The sequence below is a fragment of the Kitasatospora sp. NPDC089797 genome (assembly GCF_040684795.1).
In the GTDB taxonomy this organism is placed as follows: Bacteria; Actinomycetota; Actinomycetes; order Streptomycetales; family Streptomycetaceae; genus Kitasatospora.
Window position 1 is genome coordinate 39,731 of record NZ_JBFBGS010000034.1, and the last position, 17,445, is coordinate 57,175.

The 17,445-nt window shown below is 74.4% G+C and carries 17 protein-coding genes; 11 read left to right on the plus strand and 6 right to left on the minus strand.

Going from position 1 to position 17,445, the window contains the following annotated elements; genetic code table 11:
- The first annotated feature begins 51 nt into the window (after window positions 1–51).
- Window positions 52–834, plus strand: coding sequence for a class III extradiol ring-cleavage dioxygenase (locus AB0O91_RS26180; RefSeq protein WP_363437541.1), 783 nt, complete (start codon window positions 52–54; stop codon window positions 832–834).
- A gap of 23 nt (window positions 835–857) precedes the next feature.
- On the opposite strand, the gene AB0O91_RS26185 is transcribed toward AB0O91_RS26180, so the two are convergent.
- A complete protein-coding gene (locus AB0O91_RS26185; RefSeq protein WP_363437543.1) occupies window positions 858–1,505 on the minus strand; it encodes an NAD(P)H-binding protein in 648 nt (215 codons plus the stop codon).
- A 418-nt stretch (window positions 1,506–1,923) separates the two neighbouring features.
- Here AB0O91_RS26185 and AB0O91_RS26190 point away from each other — a divergent pair, with 418 nt between their 5' ends.
- Window positions 1,924–2,316 (plus strand): peptidoglycan-binding domain-containing protein, encoded by a 393-nt coding sequence (locus tag AB0O91_RS26190; protein WP_363437545.1) that lies wholly within the window; start codon window positions 1,924–1,926, stop codon window positions 2,314–2,316.
- A 134-nt stretch (window positions 2,317–2,450) separates the two neighbouring features.
- On the opposite strand, the gene AB0O91_RS26195 is transcribed toward AB0O91_RS26190, so the two are convergent.
- Window positions 2,451–2,837 (minus strand): VOC family protein, encoded by a 387-nt coding sequence (locus AB0O91_RS26195; RefSeq protein WP_363437548.1) that lies wholly within the window; start codon window positions 2,835–2,837, stop codon window positions 2,451–2,453.
- Window positions 2,838–3,076: 239 nt separating this feature from the next.
- Here AB0O91_RS26195 and AB0O91_RS26200 point away from each other — a divergent pair, with 239 nt between their 5' ends.
- Genes AB0O91_RS26200 through AB0O91_RS26210 form a run of 3 tightly spaced genes read left to right on the plus strand, consistent with a single transcriptional unit; the run spans window position 3,077 to window position 5,888 of the window.
- Window positions 3,077–3,841: an SDR family oxidoreductase gene (locus tag AB0O91_RS26200; protein WP_363437551.1), complete on the plus strand. Its 765-nt coding sequence runs from the start codon at window positions 3,077–3,079 to the stop codon at window positions 3,839–3,841.
- Window positions 3,842–3,863: 22 nt separating this feature from the next.
- Window positions 3,864–4,301, plus strand: a complete 438-nt coding sequence (locus AB0O91_RS26205; protein ID WP_363437552.1) for a MerR family transcriptional regulator — start codon at window positions 3,864–3,866, stop codon at window positions 4,299–4,301.
- 51 nt (window positions 4,302–4,352) lie between these two features.
- Complete coding sequence (locus AB0O91_RS26210) at window positions 4,353–5,888, plus strand: AMP-binding protein (RefSeq protein WP_363437555.1); 1,536 nt, start codon at window positions 4,353–4,355, stop codon at window positions 5,886–5,888.
- Here AB0O91_RS26210 and AB0O91_RS26215 read toward each other — a convergent pair.
- Entirely contained in the window at window positions 5,881–6,768 is an 888-nt protein-coding gene (locus AB0O91_RS26215; RefSeq protein ID WP_363437558.1) for a LuxR C-terminal-related transcriptional regulator, read from the minus strand. The two genes, AB0O91_RS26210 and AB0O91_RS26215, sit on opposite strands and share 8 nt — an antisense overlap.
- Before the next feature lie 145 nt (window positions 6,769–6,913).
- On the opposite strand from AB0O91_RS26215, the gene AB0O91_RS26220 reads away from it, so the two are divergent.
- From AB0O91_RS26220 to AB0O91_RS26230, 3 genes are all read left to right on the plus strand, one after another.
- Window positions 6,914–7,828, plus strand: a complete 915-nt coding sequence (locus AB0O91_RS26220) for a TIGR03084 family metal-binding protein (protein ID WP_363437560.1) — start codon at window positions 6,914–6,916, stop codon at window positions 7,826–7,828.
- A 67-nt stretch (window positions 7,829–7,895) separates the two neighbouring features.
- Entirely contained in the window at window positions 7,896–8,453 is a 558-nt protein-coding gene (locus AB0O91_RS26225; RefSeq protein WP_363437563.1) for a Uma2 family endonuclease, read from the plus strand.
- A gap of 47 nt (window positions 8,454–8,500) precedes the next feature.
- Window positions 8,501–9,115, plus strand: a complete 615-nt coding sequence (locus AB0O91_RS26230) for a hypothetical protein (protein WP_363437565.1) — start codon at window positions 8,501–8,503, stop codon at window positions 9,113–9,115.
- 21 nt (window positions 9,116–9,136) lie between these two features.
- Here the strand turns inward: AB0O91_RS26230 and AB0O91_RS26235 are convergent, their stop codons facing one another.
- From AB0O91_RS26235 to AB0O91_RS26245, 3 genes are all read right to left on the minus strand, one after another.
- The gene (locus AB0O91_RS26235) at window positions 9,137–12,439 is read right to left on the minus strand and encodes an error-prone DNA polymerase (RefSeq protein ID WP_363437568.1); all 3,303 of its coding nucleotides are present in this window, start codon (window positions 12,437–12,439) and stop codon (window positions 9,137–9,139) included.
- Between the two features lie 197 nt (window positions 12,440–12,636).
- The gene (locus AB0O91_RS26240; RefSeq protein ID WP_363437571.1) at window positions 12,637–14,286 is read right to left on the minus strand and encodes a DNA polymerase Y family protein; all 1,650 of its coding nucleotides are present in this window, start codon (window positions 14,284–14,286) and stop codon (window positions 12,637–12,639) included.
- 1 nt (window position 14,287) lies between these two features.
- On the minus strand, window positions 14,288–15,136 hold the full coding sequence (locus AB0O91_RS26245) for a hypothetical protein (protein ID WP_363437573.1): 849 nt from the start codon (window positions 15,134–15,136) through the stop codon (window positions 14,288–14,290).
- 167 nt (window positions 15,137–15,303) lie between these two features.
- Here AB0O91_RS26245 and AB0O91_RS26250 point away from each other — a divergent pair, with 167 nt between their 5' ends.
- The 3 genes from AB0O91_RS26250 to AB0O91_RS26260 all read left to right on the plus strand — a co-directional run bounded on the left by AB0O91_RS26250 (window position 15,304) and on the right by AB0O91_RS26260 (window position 17,361).
- Complete coding sequence (locus AB0O91_RS26250) at window positions 15,304–15,960, plus strand: helix-turn-helix domain-containing protein (RefSeq protein WP_363437576.1); 657 nt, start codon at window positions 15,304–15,306, stop codon at window positions 15,958–15,960.
- The gene (locus AB0O91_RS26255; protein WP_363437579.1) at window positions 15,957–16,694 is read left to right on the plus strand and encodes an SRPBCC domain-containing protein; all 738 of its coding nucleotides are present in this window, start codon (window positions 15,957–15,959) and stop codon (window positions 16,692–16,694) included. Before AB0O91_RS26250 ends, AB0O91_RS26255 begins: the two co-directional genes overlap by 4 nt.
- A 94-nt stretch (window positions 16,695–16,788) precedes the next feature.
- Window positions 16,789–17,361: a dihydrofolate reductase family protein gene (locus tag AB0O91_RS26260; RefSeq protein ID WP_363437582.1), complete on the plus strand. Its 573-nt coding sequence runs from the start codon at window positions 16,789–16,791 to the stop codon at window positions 17,359–17,361.
- The last annotated feature ends 84 nt before the right edge of the window (window positions 17,362–17,445 follow it).

The following is a 17,445-nucleotide window of genomic DNA, read 5'->3' on the forward strand; positions in this document are numbered from 1 at the left end:
AATTTGAACTACCTGTACGGCCCCGCAACCCGACCCCCCGAGGAGGACGCCATGAGCACCGCGGCCCCCGAGCGTATGCCCGCCCTGTACCTCTCGCACGGCGCGCCGCCGCTCGCCGACGACCCGGTCTGGCCGGGCGAGCTGGCCGCGTGGTCCGCCGACCTGCCGCGCCCCAGGGCCGTCCTGATGGTCTCCGCCCACTGGGAGGAGGCCCCGCTGGCCGTCGGCGCCGTGACCACCGTCCCGCTGGTCTACGACTTCTGGGGCTTCCCCGAGCACTACTACACCGTCCGGTACGACGCCCCCGGCGCGCCGGAACTGGCCGAGCGCGTGCGCAAGCTGCTGCGCGCCCCCGGCACGCCCGTCCAGGACATCCCCGACCGCGGGCTCGACCACGGCGCCTACGTGCCGCTGGTGGAGATGTTCCCGGAGGCCGACATCCCGGTGCTGCAGATCTCCATGCCCACCCTGGACCCACAGCGGCTGATGGAGATCGGCCGCCGGCTCGCCCCGCTGCGCGACGAGGGCGTGCTGATCATCGGCAGCGGCTTCTTCACCCACAACCTGCGGGCGCTCAGCGGCGAGGGCCGGATCAGCTCGGTGATGGCCGAGTTCGACGACTGGGGCAAGCGCGCCCTGGACGCCCACGACCTGGACGCGCTGCTCGACTTCGAGCGCAAGGCCCCGGCCGGTCGCCTCGCCCACCCGCGCACCGAGCACTTCGCCCCGCTGTTCGTCGCCCTCGGCGCCGGCGAGGCCGACCTCGGCAGCCAGCGCAGCGTGATCGACGGGTTCTGGATGGGGCTGGCGAAGCGCTCGATCCAGCTGGGCTGAACGGGTGAGCGCCCGCGCGACGGTCACAGGGCGCAGCAGGTGAAGCGCTCGCCGATGTGCTCGGGCTGCTCGACCTCGTCCAGCAGGGCGACCGCGCAGTCCGGCACCGAGATCCAGCTGCGCCCCGCGGCGTCGACGAGCAGCTGCTCCAGGCCGGTCCGGTAGCGGCCGGTCCGCTCCCCCGGGACGATCTCGGCGGCCGGGCTGAGCACCGTCCAGCTCAGGTCGGAGACGGTCCGGTAGTAGTCCAGCGCGGCGCCGTGGGCGTGCATGATCTGCAGGATCGGCTCCGGCAGGCCCGGGGCGTCCCAGACCCGTACGCCCGGCGCGGTCTCCAGGCTGCCCGCGCCGCCGACCGCGACCAGCCGGGGCGCGGCGTCGGCGAGCGTGCGCAGGCCCGCCACCAGGGCGCGGGCGGCGGGCTCGATCAGGGCCAGGTGGCCCGGGCCGTCGCCGCCGCCCACGGCACTCACCAGGACGGCCCGGCCGGCCGCCACGCGGGCCACGTCGGCCGGGTCCAGCACGTCGCCGCGGACCACCGCGGCGGCCGCGCCCCGGTAGCGGTCCGGGTCGCGGACCACGGCGGTGACCTCGTGCCCGCGGGCCACCGCCTCGGTGACGACGGCGCTGCCGATGGTGCCATTGGCGCCGATCACGGCGATTCCGGCCATGGGGTACCTACCTGTCCGTTCGGTGGTGGTGTGCGCTGGTCCGACGCCTCGTCAGACATCGCCGGCCATCGGCGATTATCGGCCAACCGATCACCCCGGGGGCGCTACGACAGCCCGGCGGAGGCCACGATTCCGCCACGCGGCCGGACTCGACCGAGCGGTCGGTAAAGACTTCGGATGGCACCAGGCCAATACGTCGACCATTGTCGAACTTCGCCGACCGACCGGCCGGTCGACCCCTGCCCGCCCGATCCGGCGCGGCGCCTCCCGGAAGCACCGCGCGGCCCTTCGGGCTTTCGGCCAACCCCGCCGGAAGGCCTGGTCCGCACCCCCGGGACGGCGCACGATCGTCGGCGACGGGTGCGACACCACAACACTCCCGTCACCCCTGTGAATTGTGCGACTGAGGAGACTTGACATGCAGAAGAAGTGGGCACTTCGCGCGGCCACCCTCACCCTCGGCGCCGGCGCCGCGCTCGGCCTGGCGGTCGGTACGGCCAACGCCGCCTCGCAGATCAACCCCAACGACACCGGTTCGGCCGTCAGCTGCCTCCAGCAGGGCCTGGACTACGTGGACGGCGCCGGCCTCAACGTCGACGGCGTGTACGGCCAGGCCACCCTCGGGGCGGTGCAGCACTTCCAGTCCGAGCACAGCCTGGAGGCCGACGGCCAGGTCGGCCCGCTCACCGGTGGCGCCCTGAAGAACGCCGTCCAGCAGGACTACAGCGCCAACGTGCACGCCGGCCAGAGCGACGTCGCGCACACCCTGGCCGCCTGGATGAACAACTGCAACTCGCAGATCGAGGGCTGAGCACCACCCCTCCGGCGGTGAGCGGTCGGTGAACGGGCGGTGAGCAGCTGACGAAGGGTGGTTCCGCATCGTGCGCACGGTGCGGAACCACCCTTTCGGCGTCAGTCCCTGCCGCCGTCAAGCCCTGTCGGCCCTCAGGAGGCGCCGGTGGCGATCCGCTCGGCCTGGCTGCGCTCGACGCACAGTTCGTTGCCCTCCGGATCGGCCAGGGTGACCCAACCGGTGCCGTCCGGGCGGCGGCGGTCCGCCAGCACCGTGGCGCCCAGGGCGAGCAGGCGCTCCACCTCCTCGTCACGGCTGCGGTCCTGCGGCTGGATGTCGAGGTGGACCCGGTTCTTCACCGACTTGGCGTCCGGCACCTTGATGAAGAGCAGGTCGGCACCGGCGGACCTCACCGCGGCCTCCGGGTCGCCCGGGTTGTCGTCCTCGCCCACCGTGCCGTCCAGCACCTTCGCCCAGAACGCGGCGAGGGCGAACGGGTCGTCGCAGTCGATCGTCACGTGTCGCACCAGAGAAGCCATGCGCTCACTCTGACCGGTGCCGTTCGATCGTGTCCAGTCTTTTCCGGGAGTGCAGGTGACCGTCCAGGGGGTACGGCGGGAAGGCCGGGAGGATCCTCGCGAACGGGTAGCCGCTCTTCTCCGCGACCCGGCAGGAGTGGTCTCCCCCGCTGGTTCGTCGCGATCTCCACGGACGACGGGCGGGTTCCCGCGGTTGCGGCTTGACCCTGACGCTGGCGGCAGGGTCGGAAGGTGGACCCATGAACGAGCAGAACGCAGTGACGGAGCGGGTCGTGGTGGTCACCGGGGCCGGGACGGGGATCGGGCGGGAGACGGCGTGGGCCTTCGCCGCCGAGGGCGCGCGGGTGGTGGCGATCGGGCGGCGACCCGGGCCGCTGGCGGAGACGGCGGCCGCGCACCCGGGGCTGATCGAGCCGCTGGTCGCCGACATCACCGGGCCGGACGCCCCGGAACGGATCGTCGGAACGGTCCTGGAGCGGTACGGGCGGCTCGACGTCCTGGTCAACAACGCCGGCGTCGTGCACAGCGACCAGCACCTCGGCAGTTTCCACCGGGCCGGCATCGAGGCACTGCTGTCCACCAACCTGGTCGCCCCGGTGCTGCTCGGACAGGCCGCGGTGCCGGCCCTGACCGAGAGCCGGGGCGTGGTGGTCAACGTCAGTACGGCCGTCGGGCAGCGCGGCTGGCCCACCAACTCGGTGTACGCGGCGGGCAAGGCCGCGCTGGAGACGATCACCCGCAGTTGGGCGGTGGAACTCGCCCCGCACGGCATCCGGGTGGTGGCGGTGGCGCCCGGCGCGATCGACACCCCGATCGGCGAGCACTCCGGCTTCAGCCCCGAACAGTCCGCGGCGCTGCTTGCCTGGCAACTGGCGCAGACCCCGCTGGGCCGGATCGGCCGGCCTGCCGAGGTGGCCTGGGCGATCACCCAACTCGCGGCACCGCAGGCCTCGTTCGTGACCGGCGTAGTCTTGTCGGTGGACGGGGGCGCGCTGGTCGCCTGAGCGACGGACGGGACGGGCAGCGGTGCGGATCGGGGAACTGGCACGGCGGACGGGCAGCACCGCCCGGGCGCTGCGGCACTACGAACAGGGCGGGCTGATCACGTCCGAGCGGGCGGCCAACGGCTACCGGGAGTACGCGGATCCGGCGGTCGTACGGGTGCGCAACATCCGCGCCCTGGTGGCCGCCGGGCTCACCCTGGAGGACATCCGGCCGCTGCTCGGCTGCCTGGACGGGGACGTGCTCTCCCGGCGGCCGTCGGAAGGGGTGCTGGAGATCCTCCGGGAGCGGCTGGCGGTGCTGGAACGCCGGATCGCCGCCCAGACCGAGACCCGGGACCGACTGGCGGCCACCCTGGCGGCGTCCGAGCGGATCCGCGCGTCCGAGCGGGTTCCGGTGCCGGAGCGGGTTCGTGGGCCGCGACGGGTTCCGGTGCCGGAGCGGGTTCCCGCGGACGGGTGACACCCCCGATCGGGGGTGTGCAGGGAGTCGGGCGGAGAGGACAGTGGGCGCATGCAGATTCCACTCTCCGTGCTGGACTTCCTCGACCGGGCCGAGTTGGTCTACGGCGACCGGGTCGGCATCGTCGACGAACCGGATCAGCCGGCCGAATCCTGGGGCGAGCCGCGCTACCGGCGGATCGCCGAACTCGCCCGGGCGCAGGCCGCCGGGCTGGACCGGCTCGGCGTCGGCCCGGGCGAGCGGGTCGCGATCGTCTCGCACAACTCGGCCCGGCTGCTCACCTCCTTCTTCGGGGTGAGCGGGTACGGCCGGGTGCTGGTGCCGGTGAACTTCCGGCTGCGGGCCGAGGAGGTCGCGTACATCGTCGAGCAGAGCGGTGCGTCCGTCCTGCTGGTCGACCCGGAGCTCGCCGACGCGCTGCACGGGGTGGTGGCCAAGCACAAGTTCGTGCTCGGCGCGGACAGCGACGCCCTGCTGTACGACTTCGCCACCCCGCCCCGCCGGTACGCGGTCTCCGAGAACGACACCGCCACCATCAACTACACCAGCGGAACCACCGCCCGCCCCAAGGGCGTTCAGCTCACCCACCGCAACCTGTGGCTGAACGCGACGCTGATGGGCCTGCACTACGGCGCGAGCGACCGGGACGTCTACCTGCACACCCTGCCGATGTTCCACGCCAACGGCTGGGGCCTGCCGTTCGCGCTCACCGGCCTCGGCGCCCGGCACATCGTGCTGCGCAAGGTGGACGGTGCGGAGATCCTGCGCCGGGTCGAGCGGCACGGGGTGACCTTCCTGTCCGGCGCGCCCGCCGTGGTGCAGATGGTCCTGGACGCGGCCGCCGACTGGGACGGCCCGGTGCCCGGCCGGGACCGGGTGCGGATGATCGTGGCCGGCGCGCCGCCGCCCACCTCGGTCGTGCAGCAGGTCGAGGAGCTGCTGGGCTGGGAGTTCATGCAGCTCTACGGCCTGACCGAGACCGCCCCGATCGTCACGGTCAACCGCTCGCGCGCCGAGTGGGACGCCCTGCCGGCCGCCGAGCGGGCCGAGAAGCTGGTGCAGGCCGGTGCCCCGGCACTCGGCACCCAGCTGCGGGTCGACGCGTCCGGTGAGGTGCTGGTGCGCTCCAACACCGTGCTGGACGGCTACTGGCAGCAGCCGCGGGAGACCGCCGAGGCGCTACGGGACGAGTGGTTCCACACCGGCGACGGCGGCACCCTCACCGACGGCCAACTGTCCATCTCCGACCGGAAGAAGGACGTCATCATCAGCGGCGGGGAGAACGTCTCCTCGATCGAGGTGGAGGACTGCCTGTACGGCCACCCGGCGGTGGCCGAGGTGGCCGTGATCGGGGTGCCGCACGAGAAGTGGGGCGAGACGGTCAAGGCGCTGGTGGTCCTCCGGGAGGGCCAGGCGCCGCCCACCGAGGCGGAGTTGATCGCGCACTGCAAGCAGCGGCTGGCCGGCTACAAGTCGCCCACCTCGGTGGAGTTCCGGGACGAGCTGCCGCGCACGGCCACCGGGAAGCTGCAGAAGTTCCGGCTGCGCGAGCCGTACTGGAGCGGCCGGGACCGGCAGGTCAACTGACCAGTCCCGCCTCGCGTGCGGTGAGGGCGAGTTCGGTGCGGTTGCGGACGCCGAGCTTGTGCATCGCGGACTTGAGGTAGCCCGTCACGGTGTTGCAGGTCAGGCCCAGGTGGGCGGCGATCTCCGGGTTGGTCCGGCCGGTCGCCGCCCAGCGCAGCACCTCGTGCTCGCGCGGGGTCAGCGGGGCCGACGGGGTCGCCCGGGTCAGCGGTCGGGCCGGTCCCGGCGCCTCCCGGTCCGGCCGCTCCTCCCGGCTCCAGGCGGCGGCCCCGGCGAGCGCCCGGGCGGCGGCCGCGGCCAGCCGGCCGACGGCGGAGATCCGGACGTCGCCGAACGGCACCACGGCGCGCAGCGAGGCGTAGACCACGCCGTGCACGGTGTCGCCGTCCACCAGGGGGACGGTGAGCATCGCGTACAGGTCGTCGGCGGCCACGGCCGCGTCGTAGTGGTGCGAAATGGTCGTCGCCGCACGGTAGTCGGGCACCCAGCTGGGCGCGCGCTCGGCCAGTGCCCGGCCGCCGAGGCCCAGTCCGGCCGGGACGGCGAGGTCGTGCAGCAGGTCGGCCCGGGTGCCCGCCCAGTGGCGCAGCACCATGCCGTCGTCCCCGGCGCGGGCGCCCGGCAGCGGCTCGGGCACGCCGACCAGGCCGACGTCCGCGCCGCACTCGGCCACCACCCGGCGGGCGAGGTCGCCGAGCACCGCGTCCCGCACCAGTTCGGCGGCGCGGGCGGCGAGTTCGGGGCCGTCCGCGGATGGCACGGCTGCGTCGACGCCGGCGTGGTCGGTGGCACGGTCGGCGGTGGCGGTGGCAGTGTGGACGGATCGCGCGGCGGCATCGGCCGGGTGCGCAGCGGTGAGGGTGTCCGCGGCCCTGGTCATCGCGGAATTGTCACACGCGGTGGGGCCGCTGGCGAGACCTGACATGCGGGTTTCGCGGAGTCCGGGACGGCGGCGGCGTGCGGGGCGTAGGGTGCGGCCGCGGGCTACCGGCGGGTAGCACCTGTCGTGATCCGAGGGGAAGCCGATGACCGAGCCGAACACCCCCAGCTCTTCGGGTTCTCCGGGCTCCCCGGCTTCCCCCGGCTCCCCGGCCTCTTCGGCCTCTTCGGCCTCTTCGGCCTCTTCGGCTTCTTCGGGCGATGTCCTGTACGGCCTGCTGGCCGACCTGCGGGCCGAGAGCGCCGTCCTGGACGCGCTGGTGGCCGGGCTGCCGCCCGGGGGCTGGGCCACGCCCACCCCGGCCGAGGGCTGGACGGTCGCGCACCAGATCGCCCACCTGGCCTGGACCGACGACTGGACGACGCTGGCCGCCCGCGACCCCGGGGGCTTCACCGCCTCGCTCGGCGGCACCTTCACCGAGTTGCTGTCCACCGGGGCCGACCCGGTCGAGGAGGGCGCCCGGGAGGGCGCCGCCGCCGCACCCGCCGACCTGCTCGCCCGCTGGCGGTCCGGCCGGGAGGCGACGCTGGCCGCCCTCACCGCCGCCCCCGCCGACGTGCGGCTGCCCTGGTTCGGCCCGCCGATGAAGCCCGCCTCGATGGCGACCGCCCGGCTGATGGAGACCTGGGCGCACGGCCAGGACGTCGCGGACGCGCTCGGCGCGACCCGGGAGCCCACCGCCCGGCTGCGGCACATCGCCCACCTGGGCCTGCGCACCCTCGGCTTCGCCTTCGCCGCACACGGCCGGCCCGCCGCTGACTCCCCGGTCCGGCTCGAACTGACCGCCCCCGACGGCGAGTCCTGGCTCTTCGGCCCGGCCGACGCGACGGACGTGGTGACCGGCCCGGCGCTGGACTTCTGCCTGCTGGTGACCCAGCGCCGCCACCGCGACGACCTGGCCCTCACCGCCACCGGCCCGGTCGCCACCGCCTGGCTGCCGATCGCCCAGGTCTTCGCCGGTCCCCCCGGCAAGGGCCGCGCCCCGGCCACCGGCGCCTGAGCAGCCCGGCCCGGGTGTCTGCATAGACTGCCAGTCGGCCGAAATGCACAGACCCGGAGGAGTCACCATGAGCTTCTACGAGCGGCACCGCGAGTTCGTCGAAGAGGTGGTGCGCACGGCCCCCGACGGTGTCCGGGTCGAATGGTCCGGCGACACACTGGTGATGCAGGCGGCTCCGTCCAGCATTCACCAGCTGAACCTCGGGCTCGTCCAGCGGCAGTTCGAGCGCCATGCCCCGGACGGCTACATGCTCAGCGGCAACAGCGCGCTGACCACTCCCGACGTGACCAAGGAGCGCACCCCGGATCTCACGTATCTTCCGATCCCCTCCCTGGCCCGGGGCGGCAACACCGTTCCCGCCGAGGAGGCGCTCGTCGCGGTCGAGGTGGTCCCGCCGTCCGATGCGGGGAACGACTGGGTGGACAAGCTCCGCGACTACGCGGTGATGCACGTACCGCTCTACCTGATCGTCGATCCTCGGGAGGGTACGGTCACGCTGTTCTCCGAGCCGAACCACGACCGCTACCACGTGCGGCACGACCGGAAGTTCGGGGACGGCATGCGCGTTCCCGAACCGTTCGGGTTCGAGCTGGACCTGAGCGGGCTGGTGCGCTACCCCGGCTGAACGGCCCCGGGGGCGGGGGGCCGGAATCCTCGGGGAGAATGGTGGGCATGAACGACCTGCTCAGCCGACTGCCCGCCGTTTCCGTCCTGCGCGACCGCTGCCGCGCCCTGGCCATGCTGGACGCGATCCTCAGTCCCGACGACTGGGAGTCGCGCTACCACTCCTTCGACGCCCACTGGGACGAGGGCGAGGAGCTGGCCTCGATGCGCAACGGCCAGGGCGACGACTGGTGCGTGGTCTTCTCCCCCGTCGGCGCCTACGGGCGCGCCTTCGACCACGAGGCGCCCAACGCACCGGAGTTGCTCACGGCCGTGCCCGAGGAGTTCCGCCGCTTCGCCGAGGAGCCCGCGCTCGGGGACGAGGACGGGCCGACCGTCACCCGTTGCTTCTGGCGCGGGCGGGACGACGAGGCCTGGCGGGGCGTGGCCGCCGAGCGCGGGGCGGAGGACCTGTTCGAGCTGCTCGCCGACGGTTCGGCCGAGGCCTACCTCGCCTGGGCCGAGGACTACTTCGAGCCGGAGCAGGAACTGGACCCCGCGGCGATCCGGCACGTCCTGGCGCTGCGCCCGCTCACCCCGGACGTGGTGGCGGCGCTCAACGCGGAGACGGACCTGGACGAACTGGCCGAGGACCTCGCGGAGATCGACTACCCGGTCGGCTGAGCACCCCGGGGGCTCCCGGGCTCAGAGGCCGATCCGGAGCGGGGTGAGCCGGGTGGCGATCAGGTTGGTGGCGCCCCGGTCGCGTTCGATGCGGCCGTGCACCAGCAGGCCGGCCCGGTCCAGGGCGGTCCGGCGCTGGGACTCCCAGACCGGGCGGTTGCAGATCACGTTGATCAGGCCGGTCTCGTCCTCCAGGCTGAGGAAGAGCACCCCGCCGGCCGTCGGCGGCCGCTGCCGGTGGGTGACCAGGCCGCCGACCACCACCGCCGTTCCCGGTGGCACGTCCGGGAGTTGGGCGGCGCTGAGCGCGCCGCCGCGCTCCAGGTGGGCGCGCAGGTGCTGGAGCGGGTGGCTGGTGGCGGAGGTGCCGGTGGCCCACAGGTCGGCGATGGTCTCCTCCACCGGGCTCAGGCCGGGCAGCTCCGGCGCCTCGGTGCCCGGGGTGGTTCCGGGCAGCAGTTCGGCCGAGATTCCGGCGAACGCCCCCGCCGACCACAGCGCCTGACGTCGCGTCAGTCCGAAGCAGTCGAAGGCTCCGGCCGTCGCCAGCGCCTCCAGCGCGGGCGCGGCCAGGCCGGTGCGGCGGGCGAAGTCCTCCAGGTCGGCGTACGGCTGCCCGGCCGCGATCGCCTCGGCCTGTGGGCCGCCGATGCCGCGTACCGTCTCCAGGCCGAGCCGGATGGCGGGTTGCGGACGGCCCGCGGTCAGCGGCGGCACCGGCGTCGGCCCCCGGTAGGGCTCCAGGGTGGGGCGCGGCCCGCTGGCGTTGACGTCCACCCCGCGCACCCGGACGCCGTGCCGCCGCACGTCGGCGACCAGGCTGAGCGGCGAGTAGAAGCCCATCGGCTGGTTGGCCAGCAGGGCGCAGGTGAAGGCCGCCGGGAAGTGGTGCTTGAGCCAGGCGCTGGCGTACACCAGGTAGGCGAAGCTGATCGCGTGGCTCTCCGGGAAGCCGTAGTTGGAGAAGGCCTCGATCTTGCCGTAGACGTCCTCGGCGACCTCGGACGGGATGCCGCGTTCGGCCATCCCGGTGAGCAGCCGCTCGCGCAGCCGGGCGACCCGCTCGTGCGAGCGCTTGGCGCCCATCGCCTGGCGCAGCCGGTCGGCCTCGGACGGGGTGAACCCGGCACAGTCGATGGCGAGTTGCATCATCTGCTCCTGGAACAGCGGCACCCCGAGGGTCTTGCCGAGGGCGTTCTCCATCAGCGGGTGCGGGCAGCCGGGCGGCTCCGCCCCGGCACGGCGGCGCAGGTACGGGTGGACGGAGCCGCCCTGGATCGGGCCGGGGCGGATCAGCGCGACCTCGACCACCAGGTCGTAGAAGTGGTCCGGCTTGAGCCGGGGCAGGGTGGCCATCTGCGCCCGGGACTCGACCTGGAACACCCCGACGGTGTCGGCGCGACGCAGCATCGCGTACACGCCCTGGTCGTCGTCCGGAATGCTCGCCAGGTCGTAGTGCAGGCCGTGGTGCCGGGCGATCAGGTCGCAGGCGTCGTGCAGCGCGGCGAGCATGCCGAGGCCGAGCAGGTCGATCTTCACCAGCCCGGCACCGGCGGTGGACTCCTTGTCCCACTGCAGCACGGAGCGTCCGGGCATCCGGGCCCACTCGGTCGGGCAGATCTCCCCGATCGGCTCCCGGGTGAGCACCATGCCGCCCGAGTGGATGCCCAAGTGGCGTGGCAGGCCGTGCAGTTGACCGGCGAGCGAGAGCACGTCGGCGGGGATGACGGCGTCCGCGCCGGGGGCGGAGCGGAAGTCGGTCTGCCGGCTGAAGGCGTCCACCTGTCCCTGCGGGTAGCCGAGCACCCGGGCGGCGTCGCGGATCGCCAGCCGGGGCCGGTAGGTGATCACATTGGCGACCTGGGCGGCGTGCTCGCGCCCGTAGCGGCGGTAGACGTACTGGATGACCTCCTCGCGGCGGCGGTTCTCGATGTCCAGGTCGATGTCGGGCGGGCCGTCCCGGGCCGTGGAGAGGAAGCGCTCGAACAGCAGCCGGTAGTGGATCGGGTCGACGGCGGTGATCCCGAGGGCGTAGCAGACCGCCGAGTTGGCTGCCGAGCCGCGGCCCTGGCACCAGATGTCCTGGGTGCGGCAGAAGTCCACGATGTCGTGCACGATCAGGAAGTAGCCGGCCAGGTCGAGGTCCTCGATCACGTCCAGCTCCTTGGCGAGCTGGCGGCGGGCGGCGGCGTTGCCCGCACCGAAGCGGGCCGGGCCGCCGGCCGCGACCAGGGCGCGCAGGTGGCTGGTCTCGGTCTCACCCTCGGGCACGGGGAAGCCCGGCAGTTCCGGATCCAGCCGGGCGAAGTCGAAGGCGCAGTCCCGGCCGAGTTCGGCGGTGGCCCGCTGCACGCCGGGGAAGCGGGCCAGCCGGCCGGCCATCTCGCGGCCCGAGCGCAGGTGCGCGGTGCCGGCCGCCCTGGTCCAACCGGCCGCCTCCTGGAGGGTGCGGCGCTCGTGCAGGGCGGCCAGGCTCTGCGCGAGCCGGCCCTGGGCGGGGCCGGCGTGGTGGGCGTTGGTGGAGGCGACGGTCGGCGCCCCGAGTCCGGCGGCGAGCGCGGCGAGGGCGTCGTTGCGGCGGTCGTCACCGGGCAGCCACTGGTCGATCAGCTCGACGTACACGTTCTCCCGGCCGAACGCCTCGATGAGGGTGCGGAGTTGGCGCCCGGCGGCGTCGGCTGCGCCGGTTCCGGCCGTGCCGGCCGTGCCGCCCGCGAGGGCGGCCGGGACCCGGCCCAGGCGGCAGCCGGTGAGCACCGCCCAGTGGCCGTCGTGCGCGTCGGCCAGCGTCGCGAGGTCGTACGCCGGGCGGCCCTTGGCGCCGCCGGCCAGTTGGGCGGCGGCGATCGCGGCGGAGAGCCGGCGGTAGCCGGCCGGGTCGCGGGCGAGGACCAGCAGGTGTTCCTCCGTCGTGCCGTCGCGGATGGTCAGTTCGGCGCCGAACGCGGTGGCCACGCCCGTCCCGCGGGCCGCCTCGGCGAGCCGGACCGCGCCGTAGAGGCCGTCGTGGTCGGTGACCGCCAGGGTCTCCACGCCCAGCCGGGCCGCCTCGGCGACCAGGTCCTCGGGGTCGCTGGCGCCGTCCAGGAAGCTGAAGGCGGAGTGGACGTGCAGTTCGGCCCAGGGTTCGGCGGCTTCGTCCCTCGCCGCTGGGGGCTCTCCGGCGGGGGACCGCTGGGTGGGGGACTTCTCGGTCGAGGACTTCTCGGTGGGGGACTTCTCGGTGGGGCGGCGCAGCGGGACGACCGTGCGGTCCGGCGCGGCGCCGGTCAGCCGGCGGTGCAGCTCGCTCCAGGGGAGGGTGGGGTGGCTGGTGAAGCCCATCGGGGGTGCCTTCGTCGTTCTCGTGCTGCTGTTCCTGCCCCCCTGGGCCCGGACTGGGCCCGGACCGCCGGTCGCGGACCGCCGGTCAGTCGTAGCTGGGCCCGGACTGCCGGTCGCGGATCGCCGGTCGCGGATCGCCGGTCGCGGATCGCCGGTCGCGGATCGCCGGTCGCGGATCGTCGGTCGCGGACCGCCGGTCAGTCGTAGCCGGCCTCCAGGTACCACGCACCCCCCTCCACGGTGAGCAGCAGCGCCCGGCCGCCGTCCACCACCACCTGGAACCGCGCCCGGCGGCGGGCCTGCGCCTGGTCCCACCAGTACTCGACGGCCGGCCAGGGGCCGGTCCAGCCCGCCACCCGCTCCTCCCGGCCCCCGACCACGACCAGGGCCGGCCGGGCCGACACCCCCGCCCGGCCGTCCACCGTGACCGGCCGCCCGGCGCCGTCCAGCACCCGCACCGGTGCCGGCTCGCGCAGCACCACGGCCGGCCAGAGGTCCGCCGACTGCTCCGCCAGCCGTCCCGGCCAGGGCGCGTCCGCCGGGGCCGCCGCCTCGTACGGCTCGCCCCACGGCACCCGCACCTGCTGCTCCCCCGGGCCGCGCCCGCCGGCCGGCTCGATCCGGCGCAGCCCGGCGTGCCCGAGCACCGACTGCACCCGGGCCACCGCGCGCTCCACCCGGTCGTCCGCGACCGCCTGGCCCCACAGGGCGAGCTGGTGGCCCTGGTCCGGGGCGAGGCCGTCGGGGGCCAGCCGGAGCAGGGCGAAGCCCTCGCGGCTGTCCGCGAAGGTGCCCGCGCCCTGCCAGGCCTGGAGCTGCCAGCGGACCCGCTCGGCCAGCGCCGTCGCGGACAGCCGGCCCTCGTGCCGCCACAGCCGCGAAGCCGTCCGACCGTCCGCGCAGGCCACCTCGACGGCCACCCGGCGGCAGGTCAGCCCGGCCCCGGCCAGCCGCCGGTGCAGCTGTTCGGCCAGCGTGCGGGCGACGAACACCAGCGGTTCGGCCAGCGGCTCCGGCGGGTCGAAGCGCTGCTCGACGGCGAGGTCCGGCTCCTCGTCGCGCGGCACCAGCGGGCGCGGCTGGAGTCCGCGGGCCAGCCGGTGCGCGACCGTCCCGGCCGGGCCGAAGCGGTCCGCGACCGCCTCCGGCGGCAGTGCGGCGAAGGCCCCGACGGTGGGCAGGCCGAGCCGCCCGAGCAGTTCGGCCAGCGCCTCGTCGCCCAACGTGCCGACCGGGTACGGGGCGAGGAACTCCGCCGTGCGCCCGGCGGGCACCAGCACTCCGGCGCGGGCGGCGAGCACGGCGGCGAACAGGCCGTCGGCGACGCCGATCAGGGCGTGGGGTGCCGTGGGGTTGTCGGGTGCGGTGGGTGTGGTGGGTGCGGTTGGTTCGGTGGGCCGTGGTTCGGTGGGGACCGCCACCGCGCCGGGGACGGCGTCCGGGACGGGCGGCCGCCCCAGGGCGTCCGCCACCGCCGCAGCGACCAGGGCCGCCAACGCCTCCTCGCCGCCGAAGTAGCGGCCCGGGCCCTTCACCGGGATCGCGCACAGGCCCGGGCGGATCACCTCCACCCGGGGCGTGAACGCCTCCACCGCCGCGACCACCGGCTCGAAGCGGCGGGTCTCCGCCTCCGGGTCGCGGTCGCGCAGCTCCAGCTCCGGGCAGAGCCGCTGGGCCAGCTTGAGCCGCTGCCCCTGCCGCACCCCGGCTGCCCGGGCGCCCGCCGAGCAGGCGAGGATCCGCCCGCCCTCGGTGACCGCCACCGGGTCGTCGCCGGTGACGGCCACCACCGGCCAGTCCGGGCACCAGACCACCAGCACCCGGGGGGTCCTGTCGTCGCCGGGCATCTCAGACCACCGCCGCCACGAGTGGTTCCGTCGATGCCGGTCCTTCCAACGGTCCCAGCTCTTCCAGCAGTACCGGCTCTTCCAGCAGTCCCAGTCCTTCCAGCGGTCCCGTTGCCACCGCGGTCGCCACCGGTTCGACCGGCCCCGCCGCGGGCTGCGGCCGCTCCCGGACCGCGCGTACCGCACCGTGCTCGTCCGGCAGCCAGAGCCGGGCCGCCCGGCCGCGCGCCGCCGCACCACGCCCCTCGGCCACCACCTCCACCTGCCGCCCGGCGAGCTGCCCGTGACCGTCCCCCAGCCCGAACCAGCGCCCGGAGCGCACTCCCAGGCGCAGCACCGCCCCCGGCCACGGCCCGGCCACCAGCAGGACGCAGCCGCTGCGCCGCAGCACGGCGGCCAGCCGGGTGGCCAGCTTCGGCGGCACCGGTCCGTCCGGGCGCAGCATGATCAGTTCGACCGCGCCGGCCAGTACGGACACCACCTCGGGCCAGTGCTGCCCCGGGTCGTCCGCGACCAGCAGGCGGCGCAGGTCCAGCCCGTACCCCTCGGCGGCGGCCAGCCCCAGGTCCGGCAGCCCGACCGCCGCGGCCCAGCCGCCGCCGCTCTCCCGGACCCCGGCGGCCAGTGCCAGCAGCAGGCCGGCGTCGCCGCCCGCCACCGAGACCGCCGTGCCCCGGCGCAGTCCGCCGTCCGGCAGCACCTCCCGCAGCGCGGGCACCACCGGCACCAGTCCGCGCCCGCTCGCCGGCTGCCCGTCCTCGGTCGCGGCAGCCGGGAGCACCACCGGTCGCAGCGCGGGGCGTCCGGGCTGCTCGGCGGTGGATTCGAAAACAGATTCGAAAACGGGCACAGCCCCAGGATCGAACATCCGTTCGTAAAGATTCAAGTCCGCCCCATCGCCCCCACCCGTCACTCTCCGTGGCGAATGCCCCGAACGCGCGACGCGGCTCGGCCGACCGGACTACCGACAAGCGTTTTTTCCTTGACAAATTTTTTTGTCGGTCGGAAGCTGGAAGGGTGCTGGACGTCGCCGTGATCGAAGAACCCGCCGCGGCCGAGGCCTCCCTGGACCCGATCCGGTCCCGGATCCTCGCCGCCCTCGCCGAGCCCGGCTCGGCCGCCATGCTGGCCGCCCGCCTCGGGCTGCCCCGACAGAAGGTCAACTACCACCTGAAGGAACTCGAACGGCACGGACTCGTCGAACTCGCCGAGGAACGGCGCAAGGGCAACGTGACCGAACGGGTCTACCGCGCCACCGCCGCCTCCTACGTGATCTCGCCCAGCGTCCTGGCCGCCGTGAGCCCCGACCCCTCCCGCTCCCCCGACCAGCTCTCCGCCCGCTGGCTGCTGGCCCTCGGATCCCGGCTGGTCCAGGAGGTCGGCGCCCTGCTGACCGGCGCCGCCCGGGCCGAGCGCCGGGTCGCGACCTTCGGCATCGACGCCCAGGTGCGGTTCGCCTCCGCGGCCGACCGGACGGCCTTCGCCGAGGAACTGGCCCGCAGCGTGGCCACCCTGGTCAGCCGCTACCACGACGAGTCCACCCCCGGGGGGCGCAGCCACCGGGTGGTCGTCGGGCTGCACCAGATCCCCTCGGGGGCGCGGCCCGACACCGGAGCCGTGCCCGGAGCGGCGCCCAGGACCGAACCCCTGCCTGATCAGGAGAACCGGACATGACCCACCCGTTCGAGATCGAACTGGCGACGACCCTCCCCGCGAGCCCGGAACAGGTCTGGGAGGCGATCGCCACCGGACCGGGCATCGACTCCTGGTTCATGGGACGCAACGAGCTCGACCCGCGCGAGGGCGGAACCCTCGTCATGGAGACCGGGGGCCACCGCGAGCAGGCCCTCGTCACCGCCTACGAGCCCGGCAAGCGCCTGGCCACCCGCACGACCACCGCCGAGGACGGCCGGTTCATGGCCTTCGAGTACCTGGTCGAGGGCCGGGACGGCGGCAGCACCGTGCTCCGCGTCGTCCACAGCGGACTCCTCGGTGACGACTGGCAGGACGAGTACGACGCGCTGCGCCGCGGCTGGCCGTTCCACCTGCACACCCTCCGCGAGTACCTCACCCACTTCCCGGGACGCACCGGCACCCCGGTCTTCGCCGTCGCCCCGGTGCCCGGGCGGCCCGGTCCGGAACTGCGGGCCGCCCTCGCCCGCGCCCTGTCGCTGCCGCTCCCGGTCACCGTGGGTGCCCGGGCCCACGCCGAGCCGGCCGGGCTCCCGGCACTGGACGGCGAGGTGGTCTGGGCGGACGACGAGCGCTTCGAGGTCCGCACCGCCGACGGCCTCCACACCTTCCACCAGGGCGGCGCAGTGGTGCTGATGTTCCATCACCTCTTCGGCGCGGCACCGGCCGACGCCGAAGCGGCCTGGCAGCGTTGGCTGACCGCGCTCCTCGCCTGACGCCCCGCCCCTTCCCCCTCACCGCGCCTCCCCGTACCTCCCCGCCCCGCCTCCACTTCACCGACAGCACGGACCCACGAAAGAGGAACCACCCATGCGCACCCTGATCAGCACCGCCTTCATCTCGCTCGACGGCGTCGTCGAGGCCCCCGGCGGCGAACCCGGCTACCGGAACTCCGGCTGGACCTTCAAGGACGTCGAGTTCCTCCCCGAGGCCTACGAGATCAAGGGACGGGAACAGGAGGAGGCCACCGCCATGCTGCTGGGCCGGGTCAGCTACCAGGCCTTCAGCCCGGTGTGGCCGGACATGCCCGAGTTCGCCCACTACAAGACGCTGCCGAAGTACGTCGTCTCCACCACCCTCACCGAGGACGACCTGGTCCCGGACTGGGGCGAGACCACCATCCTGCGCTCGATCGACCAGGTCGCCGCCCTGAAGGGGACCGAGGGCGGCCCGATCATCCTCCACGGCAGCGCCGCCCTGAACCACGGCCTCTCGGACGCCGGCCTGATCGACCGCTACCACCTGCTCGTCTACCCCCTGCTGCTCGGCGCCGGCAAGCGGCTGTTCAGCGCCACCGACAAGGACGCCCAGAAGCTGGCGCTGGTCGAGCACGAGGTCTACCGCAACGGCCTGCAGAAGCAGGTCTTCGACGTCGTCCGCTGACGGGCCCGACCGCCGCTCCGCTCCCCGGAGTTGGGTATGTCCGGGCAGTCGTTCCGCTCCCCGGCGCACGGGCCTGTCGCGACC